We start from the raw sequence: 14,602 nt of genomic DNA on the forward strand, positions 1-14,602 counted from the left end.
ATGGATTATCAGGTTTCCTATTTATTTGTATACATACTGTCTGTGATTTTTGCAATTTTTTTTTCTGTCGAGCATGATATTAAAAATAAAAGAAACGTAAGGATTAATTTAATATTCGGGATTGTTATAGCTCTTGGTTATTCTCTTGTTTTCGGATTCAGAGATTACTCTGTGGGTTCGGATACAATGATGTATGTAGAGCAATATCGTTATAATACAATTAGTGAAGCCAAAGATTTAGGATTTTCAATACTTGTTGAAATTTTCAGGGCTATTACCAATGAAAGAGGTTTTTTTGTTGGAATAGCTTTAATGTATAATTTATCACTAGTCTTTTTGTTTTATGTATGGGATAGATCAAAAACATATTTGATGTATTTTACATTTACCAGTTTTTTCTTTTTCGAATCGTTTGGAATTAATGTTATAAGAAGTGGATTGGCAGTACCTTTTCTTTTGGTTTCTTTTGTGCTTATACTTAAAGGAAGAAAATTGAGGGCTTACATTATAGAAATATTTGGAATTTCTTTACATGGTTCTGTTTTAATGCCTTTTTTGTTTTTTTTATTAGCTAAAAGAAATGTTCATTATAAGTTGTTTTATGTGATTTTTTTTCTTGCAATTGTTTTGTCTTTTCTAGGTATAGGTATTGATTCATTGCTTGAGTTTTTACCTTTTTTTAATATAATCTTTAAAAACCGTTTTGATACATATTTTGATAATGAAGGTTGGATCGAGTATGAATTGGGATTCAAGTTGTCTTTTGTGGTTTTTAATATGTTTTTTGCTTTTTTAGGATATTTTTTTTTAAAAAGGTTTGACGATATCGAAGCTCAAAAAAAATATGGTTATTTTTTAAAAGCCTTTCTTGTTTCCAGTTCTTTTTTTTTCTTGAGTTTTAATGTTGCTTTTTCAGACAGAATTGGTGCTTTATCATGGATTTTTCTGCCGTTTATTTTAGAGCCATTACTAACTAATAAAAAATATAGATTTGGGGCTTTTTATTTGGTTTTTCTTAATGTCTTCATGTTTGTTCTTTTTTACAACACAATCAGGTGATTGAATATTTTTTTGAAAATATTTTTTTATACATTTGCGCACGAAAAAGTCTGATTGTATGACAGGAAATAGTTTAGATAACAATATTGTTAAAAAAATAAAAGAGCTTAAAAATAATTCTGGTACGCATTCGCCAAGTGTTGATACTATAATGAAAGAGTGTCCGGAGCTTGTCATTAATATTGATGCTTGTTTTTTATCAAATCCATATGCAACTGATTTGTTTATGAAGTTTCTTCATGAGGATTTAATAGATAACAACAGATTACGGGATGTGCTTGAGTTTTATCCTCCACAAAACAGAGAAATTGCAAAATATATATCGAAAGCAATCAATGTCGATCAAAAAAAGATATTTGTAGGTAATGGAGCAATCGAAATTATTCAGGGTATCCTTCATAATTTTGTTCAGAATAAAATATGTATAATATCGCCAACTTTTTCATCTTACTACGAGTTCGTGAAAGACGGTATCGATATTGTGTATTTTCCGCTTTTAAAAGAAGAAAAGTATCTTCTTGATCCAAAAAAATATGTGGAATTTGTAAAAAAGGAAAAGCCGGATACTATTGTAATTATAAATCCTAATAATCCCAACGGGGGGTATTTAAAGCAAGAAGACTTCTTTTATATAATATCAAATCTGGATGAAGTTAACAATATTATCATAGATGAAAGTTTTATTCATTTTGCTTATGAAGATATAGAATTATCGCAAATTACTTCCGAAGAGCTCACCGATAAGTATTCAAATCTGATTATTGTAAAAAGTATGTCAAAAGATTTTGGTATTGCTGGGTTGCGAGCAGGATATGCAGTAATGAACAGTGAAAAGATAGATGTTTTGTTGCGAAGCGGATACCTTTGGAATGTTTCCGGTCTTACAAATTATTTTTTTAAAGTGTACTCTGAAAAAACGTTTATTGAAAAATATAATGTTGAAAGGAAAAAATATATTATGAATACTTCTATGTTTCTTGATGAATTGAAAAACATAAAAGGAATTAATGTTTATCCCTCTAAAGCTAATTTTGCACTTATTGAAATTGAAAATGGAATGACTTCATTCGAGTTTACACTTGATTTATTAGTTAATCATGGAATTTATGTCAGAGATTGTTCTGATAAAATAGGCTTAGATGGTGAATTCGTGAGGATTGCATCGCGAACTGTTGAGGAAAATCTGCAAATAATCAAAGCAATTAAAGAGATAATATGCGTTTAATCATAAAAGCCTTATATAATCCTCTTTTAAAATTTTTTTTTATAAATAAATTGAGAATCTTTACTCAAAGATGTAATGTAAATGAATTCCTGGTTTTGGATATAGATAATACTATCGCTGATACATGGAAGAACCTGAATGATTTCAAAAATGGAAGGTTTGCCTATTTTAGTAACTTAGAGCCATTGGAAGGTACCATAAAATATATCAAAGAAAATTATGATGATTTGCCGATACTGTTTTTAAGTAACAGAAATATTGTTGATTATAATGTGACTGAAAAATGGTTAAAAAAAATAAGTTTTAATGCCCCCCAAATACTAATACTTACCAATAATCCCCAGGACAAACTAGTATATCTTAAATTTCTTTCTGAGCGTTTTGGTGTTGTTTATTTTGACGACCTAAGTTATAATCATGAAAAAGATAAAGTGCTTTTTTATGATGATGTAATTAAAGAAGTGGAAAAAATGAACGTGAAATATTATGATTACTTTTCAATCTTAAAATTAAATAAACACTAAATTGATTTCTATGAAATTTATTAACCGATTAATTTCAAAAATTTTTGCTTTCCTCTATTTGTTCATAAGAATTTCTTTTCTGAAATGGTTTAAAAACTACGATAAAAATGCTGACACCATTGTTTGGATTAAAACAAATCCCATAACAACATTATTGAGATATCTAAAGCATAATGATTTGTTAAGTGATTTTGCATTAATAGAAGCCATAGCTCAAAAAGATATTCCATTCAAAATTGTTGTAGGTAGTAATATCGGTAAATATATTAATAAGAGAGTTTTTTACAATGTTTCCGAAAATTGTAATCCATACAAACTGGCAAATTATTCTGCAACATTGTACCATACTGTAAAAATGATTGAAAGCCAAGGTAATATTGTTTTTCCTAAAACTTCAGAAGTTGAATATTGGGAAAATAAGGCTTTTATGCAGGAGCAATTTACAAAACTCGAAATAAGTCATCCTAAAACGATAATACTAAATCGTAATTACCAACCATCTGAATTATCCAAAATCGAATACCCTGCATTAATTAAAGAAATTCATTCTGCAGGTTCCAGAGGAATTACAAAAGTAAATTCAGAAGCAGAACTGCTTGTTAATCTTGGAAAAGTTTGGAAAAAGGGGCATTCAAAAACAATTGTTCAGAAATTGGTTGATATGCGCCGGGATTTGAGAGTAGTGATTTTAAATGATGAAGTGATTTCTTTTTATTGGAGGGTAAATTCTACTGATGAATGGAAGCCTACGGCTACTTCTTTTGGAAATTCGACTGTCTTTGGAGGGTTTCCAGAGCAATGGAGAGAACTTTTTGTTGATTATATGAAGCAGATGGAAATGACGACTGGAGCTTTTGATATAACCTGGGAAAAAGATAATTTAAATACTTTACCCTTGATACTCGAAGTAAGTCCTTCCTATCAATTGAATCCTCCTTTGCCGGAACGTTATAAATCAATTCCTTACAAGGATTATAAGAAGAAGCTTTTTATTGCAGAGGCTTACTATAAGACCTATGTTGATATAGTTTTTGAATTAAAGAAAAAAATTACAGACAATTATTTCAAGAAATTTTCTTTATAGCGTACTTTTGCAAGCTATGAAAAGAAAGAAACTTGTACGTATCACGACTGTCCCAATCTCTCTTGAAAAGCTCTTGACCGATCAGCTTAATTTCATGAGTAATTACTATGATGTTATTGCTGTTTCATCTGAAAAAGATAAGCTTGAAGAGTATGCCGGAAAAGAAGGTGTTATTGGTTATAATATCGAAATGACACGTAAAATCACTCCATTTAAGGATTTAATAGCGATATTTAAATTGTTTTTTTTTCTTAAAAGAGAAAAGCCTTTTATAGTTCATTCCCATACTCCCAAAGCTGGCTTAGTAGGTATGATAGCGTCAAAATTAGCTGGAGTCCCAAACAGATGGCATACGGTTGCAGGATTGCCTTTGTTGGAAACAACTGGAATCAAGAGGAAGATTTTGGATATTGTAGAAAAAATTACTTGTCAATGTGCAACTAAGGTTTTGCCAAATTCTTTAGGTTTAAAGAAAATCATGATTGAAAATCAATATTGTAAAGCTGAAAAGCTTTCCATAATTGGACAAGGGAGTTCAAATGGTATTGATACCTCTTTTTTTGATCCAGATTTGTTTAATGATCTTCAAAAAGATATTTTAAGGAACGAGTTGCGAATTAAAAAAAGTGATTTTGTTTTTATTTTTGTAGGCCGTTTGGTTTCTGATAAAGGAATTAACGAGTTGATAAAAGCTTTTGTGCTATTGAGTAATAAAGAAAAAAATGTCAAACTTTTACTGGTGGGGGATTTTGAAAATGACTTGGATCCGCTGTTACCTGAAACACTTAAGGTTTTGTTGAATCATGATTCTATAATTCACACTGGATTTCAAAATGATGTCAGGCCTTTTTTTAGTATTTCAAATGTCTTGGTCTTTCCAAGCTACAGAGAAGGTTTTCCTAATGTTGTTTTGCAAGCTGGAGCCATGAAAGTTCCGTCTATAGTTTCAAATATAAATGGTTGTAATGAAATTATTAAGCAAGGTTTAAACGGTTTGATTGTACCTGTGAAAGATGAGAAGTCTTTATTGGAGAATATGGAGTTTATTTACAAAAACGAGGATATTTACAGAGGTTTTGTTAATAAGTCTAGAGTTGAAATTCAATTAAAATACGAGCGTAAAGTAATTTTTGAAGCATTATTGAAAGAATATCAGAGTTTAGATAAAGATGTATATTAGAATTATTAAACCCATAATGGATTTTGTTTTTTCCTTTATAGGATTACTGTTGTTGTCTCCTGTTTTTATAGTGATTTCTGTCTTTTTATTCGTTGTAAATCAAGGAAAGGTATTTTTTACACAGGAGCGTCCTGGTAAGAATACCAAAACATTTAAGATTTATAAATTTAAAACAATGAATGATAAAAGGGGGGAAGATGGTAAATTGCTTCATGACTCAGAAAGACTTACTTCAATTGGTAAATTTGTAAGAAAGACTTCTTTGGATGAAATCCCTCAATTAATCAATGTTCTAAAGGGTGATATGAGTCTAGTCGGTCCAAGACCATTGTTGACAGATTATGTTCATCTATATAATGATTTTCAGAATAGAAGGCACGAAGTAAAGCCAGGTATTACAGGTTTGGCACAAGTTAATGGTCGTAATGCTATTTCATGGGACCAAAAATTTACTTATGATGTATGGTATGTTGAGAATTGTTCGTTTTTGGTTGATGTCAAAATCATCTTTAAGACTTTTTTAAAAGTAATAAAAAAAGAAGGTATCAATGCTGCAGATTCAGCAACTATTGAGCCTTTTACAGGGTATAATTGATTTTAATTATGGAGAAGATTGTTATTGTTGGGGCTGGAGGATTTGGCCGTGAAGTAAAAATAATTATTGATGCTATCAATGAAATTGAAAAGAAGTATGAGTTTCTTGGGTTTTATGATGATGGTTTTGCTATTGGAACACACATAAATGGTTATCCTGTTTTAGGTGGAATTGCAGATTTAAATTCTGTCAAAGATTCAATTGCAGTTACCGTGGCATTAGGCAACCCGCAAACTAAATCTAAAGTGGTGAATCAATTATTAAATTCCAATTTGACTTTTCCTGCTCTTATTCATCCTTCGGTTATAATTTCAAAAGATTATGTTATAATTGAGCAGGGTTGTATTATATGTGCAGGAAATATTATAACCTGTAATGTCAAAATAGAAAAATTTACCATTTTAAATTTGTCTTGCACAGTTGGGCATGATACAACCATTGGAGCCTATTCGTCTTTTATGCCTTCAGTAAACATTTCTGGTGAAGTAAAAATAGAAGAATGTGTATATGTGGGTACAGGAGCAAAAATAATTAATCAATTACACATAGGAAAGGGAACAATTGTTGGTGCTGGAGCTGTAGTCTCAAAAAGCTTGCCTGAAAATTGTACAGCTGTTGGTATTCCAGCAAAACCTATAAAATTCCACACTAATGAATAATCCAAAGATATGGCTTTCCTCACCGCACATGGGAGGAAATGAACAAAAATATGTGCAAGAAGCATTTGATACAAATTGGGTTGCACCCTTAGGTCCAAATGTTAATGGTTTTGAAAGTGATTTAGAAATTTTTCTTGGAGACAATGTTTATGTTGCTGCCTTAAGCTCTGGAACGGCTGCTTTGCATTTAGCTCTAATTCTTCTTGATGTTAAGCAAGGAGATGAAGTAATTTGTCAAAGTATGACCTTTTCTGCTTCGGCGAATCCTATAGTTTATGTTGGAGCAACTCCTGTTTTTGTTGATAGTGAGCCTGAAACTTGGAATATTTGCACATTGGCTTTAGAGGAGGCAATATTAGATCGTATTGCAAAAGGGAAAAAACCTAAGGCAATTATTGCAGTTCATTTATATGGAATGCCATATAAACATCATGAGATTAAAAGTATTTCTGAAAAATATAATATTCCAATTATAGAAGATAGTGCAGAAGCACTTGGCAGTTCATATAAAGGTCAGAAGTGTGGGACATTAGGGGATATCAGTATTTTATCGTTTAATGGCAATAAAATAATCACTACTTCAGGTGGAGGGGCTTTGGTAACAAAAGATAAGTCTGTAAAAGAAAAAGCCGTTTTTCTTTCTACACAAGCCAGAGATAATGCACCACACTATCAACATTCGTATATTGGATACAATTATCGGATGAGTAATATTTGTGCTGGTATAGGACGGGGACAAATGGAAGTGCTGGAAGATCATGTTAATCTACGCAGAGAAATGCATCGTTTTTACATGGGTTTTTTTGAAAGTATTGAAGGTGTAAAGGTTTTAAATGAACCCTCTCAAGATTGTTTTTCTAATCATTGGTTAAGTGCTATTATTTTAGACTCTTATGAAACAAGAGAGGCTTTACGGTTAGCATTTGAAAAGGAAAATATTGAAACCAGACCGTTGTGGAAGCCTATGCATTTACAACCTGTTTTTGAAAACTGTCCTTATTATGGTGGCTCGATTGCCCAAAAACTTTTTAATAAAGGGCTTTGTTTGCCATCCGGTTCTAATTTGGAAACTGAAGAAAAAAATAGAATCCAACAAGTTCTTGAACGTTTTTTTAAGTAGTTTGTTGAAATAAAAAGGAAAATTCAAATCAGATATGTACATTTGCAAAGAAAATTTGACTTAATTAAGTATTGGATATAAGGGATAGAAATATTACACAGTTACTGTCAGAATTATTTTCGCTGAAGGATAAAGCTTCATTAAATCTTAATAGCTTGGCCTATCTGCCTAGATGGCTTGTTTTGGTTATTGATTTAGTTGTTGTTTCTTCAACGTTTATTTTTACTTATTTACTTTTCAGCGGTTTAAAAAGTCATTACTTTGATTTGCTGAATTCAGGTTTTATGTTGGGTTTATACCTGTCGACTAATTTATTCTTTTTTTGGTGGTTTAAAACATATTCTGGAATTATAAGGCATTCATCATTTATTGATGCAATAAAGATTTTTTTTGCAGAGTCTTTTGTCTTTTTGTTTCTTTTTCTTTTGAATACTCTTTTTCTCTTTTTGAAAAATGAGCAATTGTTTCTTAATAGTGCATTATTGGTAAATATTGTACTGTCTTTCTCGTTATTATTTTTTTATCGGGTCATAGTAAAGCAAGTTTTTGAAGCTTTTATTAAGGATTCCAATAATGGAAATCTGATTAATGCATTAGTATATGGCGCTGATGCAAATGCTATTTCAGTTTCAAATGCATTAGTAGCGGAAATACCGTCCCGATTTAAACTTTTAGGATTTATAGATAAATATAATACTCATGAATCCAAGAGAATATTAGATCTGCCCATTTTAAGTCAACGGAAAAAAGTTTCTGTAATAATGCGTAACATGAAAGCAGAAGCCCTTATTATAGCAGATAAAGGTCTTACTAAAGAAGAAAAAATAGCTATAGTTGATGATTGTCTTGAACATAACTACAAGGTATATACCGTTCCAATAATTTCAGATTGGGAAAATCAAAAAGAAATTTCGAAAAAAATTAAAAATTTTCAGATTGAGGATTTATTGGACAGGAAGCCTATTGTTTTGGATAATCAGATGATTTCCAGTCAAATAAATGGAAAAGCTGTTTTGATTACCGGAGCCGCCGGATCAATAGGAAGTGAAATAGTAAAGCAACTGCTGGACTTTAGTCCTAAAACTATTATAATTCTTGATCAGGCAGAAACACCTTTACATGAATTAACACTGGAGCTACAGCATGTTAATGAATTTATAAGTATCATTCCTGTAATTGCTGATATTCGCGATAAAAATTCAGTAGAGAGATTGTTTGAATTGTATAGTCCCGATTTGGTTTATCATGCAGCAGCATACAAACATGTCCCATTGATGGAAGATAATCCTTCGCAGGCAATTTTTGTTAATGTGGCCGGGACGAAAAATATAGCCGATTTATCGATACAATATGGTGTTGAACGCTTTGTAATGGTTTCTACAGATAAGGCAGTTAACCCCAGTAATGTTATGGGTGCCAGTAAACGCATTGCTGAAAAATATGTTCAGTCACTTTATTTTAACGAATTGAAAAAAAATAAAGGAACAACAAAATTTATAACTACCCGTTTTGGTAATGTATTAGGCTCAAATGGTTCTGTAGTACCCCTTTTTACAAAACAGATTAATGAAGGAGGGCCAATTACTATAACGCATAAAGAAATTATAAGATATTTCATGACTATTTCCGAGGCATGTCAATTAGTGTTAGAGGCAGGAGCTATGGGGAATGGAGGTGAAATTTTTATTTTTGATATGGGTAAACCGGTAAAAATTTACGATTTAGCTGTTAAAATGATTCGATTGGCTGGCTTCGTTCCTAATGTTGATATTAAAATAAAAGAAGTAGGTTTGCGCCCCGGTGAGAAACTATATGAGGAATTGTTGAATGACACTTCAAAAACGATGCCTACACATCATGAAAAAATAATGATTGCGCAGGAATTGATTGAAGATTATGTTTTTGTAAATCAATCAATCAATCAAATTGTAGAAAATGCCAACGAATACAAGCATCATTTGTTGGTGCAGCGAATGAAGGAATTGGTTCCTGAATTTAAAAGCCTGAATTCAATATTTGAAATCCTAGATAAATAAAAAATGATTAAATTTTTAAAACTTGTTTGTTTTATTGTTTTCCTGAATGGAATATGGAGCTGCGGTCAGCAAAAAAAGATTGCCTATTATCAAGACATCGATTCTTTTAAAGATTTAAGCGGAGCTAAATTTGAATCTAAATTTCAGCCGGATGATTTATTAATGATTATAGTATCTGCTCCGGATCCTGAGGCTGCAGCACCTTTCAATTTAAGTCCCGAAAGCGTTGCCACACCTATAGGACAGTCTGCAGCGATGTCTCAAAGACAGCATATGCTTTATCTTATAGATAAAGAGGGTAAAATAGAATTTCCTATATTAGGAACTATTGATCTTATGGGAAAAACTAAAAATGAAGCAATTAATATATTGAAAGGCAAATTATTGCAGTATGTCAAAAACCCTATTATCAATATTAGAGTAATGAATTATAAAGTATCTGTTCAGGGTGAAGTAACCAGACCAGGTGCATATCCAATCACAAGTGAAAGAATAACCCTTTTGGAAGCGTTGTCGCTAGCTGGGGATTTAACTATTTATGGTAAACGTCAGAATGTTTTGATTATAAGGGAAATTGATGGAAAAAAAACTGTTGGAAGAGTTGATTTGACAAAATCTGATTTTATGAATTCTCCATATTATTATTTGGTTCAGAATGATGTTGTTTATGTTGAACCCAACGGAGCTAAATCAAACTCTTCTACTTTCAACCAAAACATACCGGTGTGGGTTTCGTTAAGTTCAGTTTTAATTTCTTTAGTTTTACTTTTCAAAAAATAAATCGGAATGCAGGATTTGTATAAAGATACTTCATCTGAAGAATCTATCAATTTAAAACAATTATTGGTAAGTTATTTGCACTATTGGAAGTGGTTTCTGCTGAGTGTTTTCTTATGTCTGGCTTTGGCTAAAATTTATTTAAGATATTCTGTTCCTGTTTTTAAGGCTTCAGCTACTTTGTTAATAAAAGATGAAAAGTCCGGTGGTTTGTCCTCTGAGCTTTCAGCATTTAAAGATTTGGATCTTTTTGGAGGAGGATCTAAAAATATTGATGATGAAATAGAAGTGTTAAAATCGAGGGCACTAGCCGAAAAAACAATAAAAAAAGGAAGTTTTAATATTAAATATATTCTGGAAGGGAGAATTAAATCTTCAGATGCTTATGGAGCAAACTTGATTAAGATTCAATTTGCCCCCAAAGATTCATTATTTTATAAAAAAGATACTTTAATTGGTGTTGATGTTATTTCTGACACTCAATTTGAATTGTTTGATGGTTCTAACAACAGTAAAGGTAAATTTAATTTTAATCAAAAGATAAAGTCGTCTGAGTTAGGTGAATATTCTATAGTTAAGAATGTATTGTTTGATGAAATAGGTAAGCCTATTCCGTTTACAAAGAATTTTTATCGTATTGGCATTTATGATACTGAAAAATTAACTGATACGTACAGTAAAAATTTATCTGTATTACCTTTAACAAAAAAAACAAATGTTTTAGAACTTTCGATAAGTGACCCGGTTGCAAAAAAGGCTGAGGATTATTTAAATATGTTGATTTCTATTTATAACCAAGAGGCAATAAAAGATAAAAATATCATCAGCCAGAAAACTTCTGACTTTATAAACGACAGATTGGGAATTATAACCACAGAGCTGGATGGAGTGGAAAAAGATGTGGAGACTTTTAAAAAGAGCAAGAAAATTGTAGATATTCCTACGGAGGCCGAGCTTAATTTAAGAGGCAATCAAGAATTAAAAGCAGAAGAAATATCTACTAAAGCACAATTGCAGGTAGTCAATATGATGGAGAACTATTTGCACAAAAGTGGTTCTTACGAAATACTCCCGGTTAATATTATTCCTAATGAAAATCAATCAGCTGCAATGATAGCCGAGTTTAATAATTTGATTTTGGAAAGGAACAGGATATTGCAAAGTTCTACAGAGGATAATCCAATAGTTGTAAGACTTGATGACAAAATTTCAAACCTTAAGTCAAATATAGGGGAGAGCCTGAAAAGGTTGAAAAGTTCTCTGGTTTTACAAGATAAAGAGCAGAGTAAATTTGGCAGTCAAATGCAATCTAAAATAGATGCATTGCCGAAAGTGGAAAGAGAATTCCGTAATATTTTCCGTCAGCAGCAAATCAAAGAAGAACTGTATTTGTATTTGTTCAAAAAGCGAGAGGAGACTGCAATTACTTTAGCAGGTACTGCTCCAATTTCTAAAATTGTGGACAAAGGCTATTCAAGTGATATTCCAGTCTCTCCAAAAAAGCAGATTATATATCTGGTTGCTTTACTTTTGGGGTTGATTATTCCTTTCTCAATTTTATATTTGAAGTTTTTATTAGATACTAAAGTTAAAGACAAAACTGATGTTGATAGGTTACATATCCCATTCTTGGGTGATGTGCCGCATTCTGATTCAAATAATGAAATTATTCAATCTGATAGCCGTACAAGTTCAGCTGAAGCAATACGTATCGTTAGGACAAATTTGGAATTTGTGTTAAGCAATACTTCTATTGAGAAAGCTAAAACTATTTTTGTTACATCCACAATTCCAGGCGAAGGTAAAACTTTTATTGCAGCTAATTTAGCAACGACTATGGCTATTTCAGGAAAGAGAGTCTTGTTGATTGGATTGGATATCAGAAACCCTAAAATTGATGAATATTTTCATGTTCCTTCAAGAGGAGTAACAAATTTTCTTTCAACCGCTGATACTGACATTGACAATTATCTTTTGAAACAATCAGGCTATGAGTATTTTGATATTCTTCCTTCAGGGGTAATACCTCCTAATCCTGCGGAACTATTAATGAATATTAAGTTGGAAAAACTGTTTGATGAGCTGAAAACAAAATATGATTATATAGTTGTTGATACCGCTCCGGTTAGTTTGGTTACCGACACTTTATTGATTGCCAAAAATGCAGATGCTTTTGTTTATGTAGTCAGATCTAATTATTTGGAAAAAGAATTATTGAAAATCCCAGGTAATCTGTATCAAGAGAAAAAGCTTCCAAATATGTCAATAGTGTTAAACGATACAGATGTTGAGAAGGGCTACGGTTATGGTTATGGATATGGAGTTGAGATAATTAAAAAGCCATGGTATCAAAAAATTTTGGACTTAAATCCATTTAAATAACATTGTTTGTTTATTATATGAAAAGAGGCTGTCTTAATAAGACAGCCTCTTTTATGTTGATTTAATCTTTAGCTGTAAGTAGTCTGTCTCAATTCTTAAAACATATACGGTACTTTAACTGGTGTCCAATTAGTTTCAGAGAATGAATTTTAGAATCATTTTATAGTTTATCTTTCTTTTATTTTTCAAGGATAATTTTTTCATTAAACTTTTTACCATCAGAAGTTGTTCCAACCAAGAAGTAAACACCCTGAGAAAATTCTTCAGTATTTACTAAAGTTTCAATATTTTGAGTAACATTAAAATGTTTAACGGTTTGACCTAATTGATTGTAAATAGTAATTGAAGCGTCCTGTTGAGATAAGATTTTAAAGTTGTCTTTTGCAGGGTTTGGATACACTTTTAAAACTTTACTTTTTTCAAAATCTTCTACCCCTAAAGTATTATCTAATAATCTAAAATTATCAATTGCCCATTCTTCACTAAGTTGATTTGCGTACACTCTAATTCTAAGGTCTAAAGTACTCGCACTTATTGATAAATTTTTTTCAAACTCAGTAAATGTGCTTGTTAATACAGTTCCATCCCCTATATCGTTATTGTCAGTATCTAAAGCTAAAGATTTATTGTTTGTGCCTGATATAATATTATTGTTGGTAAAAAAGCGAAAAATAGGAGTATAGGATCCACTTCCATTTAATCGATATTCAACTATAAGATAATCAGAATGTGATGTTGCTGGTGTACAAGGTAAACAGTCAAATGAGGCACTTATGTTATTTGCTGCAAATAATCCTTTGAAAGTGATACTAGTTTTACCACTTACATTTATGCCGGTCCAATCTATTTGTTGTTCTTCTGTACCAGCAATAGTTGTACCTGTTAAATTGTCTTGATCTTCTCCTGCCCAAAATTTTGTTCCCTGAACTGATTGATATCCAGTAGGTCCAGTGAATTGTGTGTTAATTCCTGTGTTATCGGTTCTTACAAAATAAGAAGTATATGGAGACCCAAATCCTGTGTTATTTTCAGCATTTCTAGTTCCACTTGAAGGTGCTCCTGTGTCTTCAAATGTGTCACTCCAAAACTGGGATTGAGCTTGGCTACTAAAAATGTTTATAACTATCACTATGACTGTTAAAGTAATTTTTTGTTTCATCTTGCTAAAGTTTAGTTTGTTATTGTTTAAATGTCATATAAAAATAATTAATTATGTTGAAGATATACATAGTTTTCTTAAAAAATTTAACAAGATAAATCTTTCTTTTTTTGAAATATGTTTAACCCTTATTCAAGAATCTTTTAATTACAATAATTTTAATGTAAAATATTTTATTTTACCAGCCTGAAGTTGAATAGTGAAACAATTTCACTTCCTATTCTTTTATTTTTAGGACAATTGTTATGATCAAAATTTTTATTATAGTCCCATTCTTTACTATGTAAATGACAGCCTCCTACTGATAAATAAATAAAGCTAGTATAAGTTTTATAACCATCGGCTTCAATTTCAACTTCAATTTTTCTGCTAATTTTACCTTCAGGGATAAAACCAGAAACAATGGTATAATCACCATTTGATGTTAAAATATTTTTAGTTGTGTTGAAAAGTCTATTTGTTTTAGCTTTTACGGTCATTTTACAATCCCCAATTGGTTGTGATGTTATTGCGTCAACAATGGAGCCTTTTAAAATGATTTTTTGTGACACTTCTGAAAAAGGCAACAAATCTATAACAGAACTTTTTTCTTCAGTAGTGTTTGCAAATACTTTTGCGCCTGAAAAGGCTAAAATACCCATGGAAACTATACCTGTTTTTTTAACAAACAATCTTCTTTTCATAATTTTTAGATTTGATATTTTAAAAAAGAGACAACTTTTTTAGTTTTAAAGTGATTAAATTCAATAAATTATTGTTTTAAATAAAGCCAAAAAATTTGTCAATTCAAAACGATATTAAA

13 protein-coding genes are annotated in these 14,602 nt (G+C 31.0%); 11 read left to right on the top strand and 2 right to left on the bottom strand.

What is annotated here, in order from left to right; genetic code table 11:
* The 11 genes from EZM65_RS12850 to EZM65_RS12900 all read left to right on the top strand — a co-directional run bounded on the left by EZM65_RS12850 (position 1) and on the right by EZM65_RS12900 (position 12,641).
* Entirely contained in the window at positions 1-1,059 is a 1,059-nt protein-coding gene (locus EZM65_RS12850; protein ID WP_136668956.1) for an EpsG family protein, read from the top strand.
* 58 nt (positions 1,060-1,117) lie between these two features.
* Positions 1,118-2,284: a histidinol-phosphate transaminase gene (locus EZM65_RS12855; protein ID WP_136668957.1), complete on the top strand. Its 1,167-nt coding sequence runs from the start codon at positions 1,118-1,120 to the stop codon at positions 2,282-2,284.
* A gap of 50 nt (positions 2,285-2,334) precedes the next feature.
* The gene (locus EZM65_RS12860; protein WP_136668958.1) at positions 2,335-2,808 is read left to right on the top strand and encodes a hypothetical protein; all 474 of its coding nucleotides are present in this window, start codon (positions 2,335-2,337) and stop codon (positions 2,806-2,808) included.
* Between the two features lie 10 nt (positions 2,809-2,818).
* Positions 2,819-3,892, top strand: coding sequence for a RimK family alpha-L-glutamate ligase (locus EZM65_RS12865; protein ID WP_136668959.1), 1,074 nt, complete (start codon positions 2,819-2,821; stop codon positions 3,890-3,892).
* Positions 3,893-3,908: 16 nt separating this feature from the next.
* Positions 3,909-5,072 (top strand): glycosyltransferase family 4 protein, encoded by a 1,164-nt coding sequence (locus EZM65_RS12870; RefSeq protein WP_136668960.1) that lies wholly within the window; start codon positions 3,909-3,911, stop codon positions 5,070-5,072.
* The gene (locus tag EZM65_RS12875; protein WP_136668961.1) at positions 5,062-5,667 is read left to right on the top strand and encodes a sugar transferase; all 606 of its coding nucleotides are present in this window, start codon (positions 5,062-5,064) and stop codon (positions 5,665-5,667) included. Before EZM65_RS12870 ends, EZM65_RS12875 begins: the two co-directional genes overlap by 11 nt.
* 8 nt (positions 5,668-5,675) lie before the next feature.
* Positions 5,676-6,326, top strand: a complete 651-nt coding sequence (locus tag EZM65_RS12880) for an acetyltransferase (RefSeq protein ID WP_136668962.1) — start codon at positions 5,676-5,678, stop codon at positions 6,324-6,326.
* Positions 6,319-7,446 carry an aminotransferase class I/II-fold pyridoxal phosphate-dependent enzyme gene (locus EZM65_RS12885; protein ID WP_136668963.1) on the top strand — a complete coding sequence of 376 codons (1,128 nt, stop codon included), beginning with the start codon at positions 6,319-6,321 and terminating at the stop codon, positions 7,444-7,446. The genes EZM65_RS12880 and EZM65_RS12885 overlap by 8 nt, the downstream gene beginning before the upstream one ends.
* 155 nt (positions 7,447-7,601) lie before the next feature.
* Positions 7,602-9,482, top strand: a complete 1,881-nt coding sequence (locus tag EZM65_RS12890; RefSeq protein WP_371683015.1) for a polysaccharide biosynthesis protein — start codon at positions 7,602-7,604, stop codon at positions 9,480-9,482.
* 3 nt (positions 9,483-9,485) lie between these two features.
* On the top strand, positions 9,486-10,262 hold the full coding sequence (locus tag EZM65_RS12895) for a polysaccharide biosynthesis/export family protein (protein ID WP_136668964.1): 777 nt from the start codon (positions 9,486-9,488) through the stop codon (positions 10,260-10,262).
* A gap of 6 nt (positions 10,263-10,268) precedes the next feature.
* Complete coding sequence (locus EZM65_RS12900) at positions 10,269-12,641, top strand: polysaccharide biosynthesis tyrosine autokinase (RefSeq protein WP_136668965.1); 2,373 nt, start codon at positions 10,269-10,271, stop codon at positions 12,639-12,641.
* A gap of 178 nt (positions 12,642-12,819) precedes the next feature.
* Here EZM65_RS12900 and EZM65_RS12905 read toward each other — a convergent pair whose 3' ends face one another.
* The gene (locus EZM65_RS12905; RefSeq protein ID WP_136668966.1) at positions 12,820-13,800 is read right to left on the bottom strand and encodes a T9SS type A sorting domain-containing protein; all 981 of its coding nucleotides are present in this window, start codon (positions 13,798-13,800) and stop codon (positions 12,820-12,822) included.
* Positions 13,801-13,973: 173 nt separating this feature from the next.
* Entirely contained in the window at positions 13,974-14,483 is a 510-nt protein-coding gene (locus EZM65_RS12910) for a carboxypeptidase-like regulatory domain-containing protein (protein WP_136668967.1), read from the bottom strand.
* Positions 14,484-14,602: the final 119 nt, after the last annotated feature.

This window comes from Flavobacterium sp. H122 (assembly GCF_004959765.1).
Lineage (GTDB): Bacteria > Bacteroidota > Bacteroidia > Flavobacteriales > Flavobacteriaceae > Flavobacterium.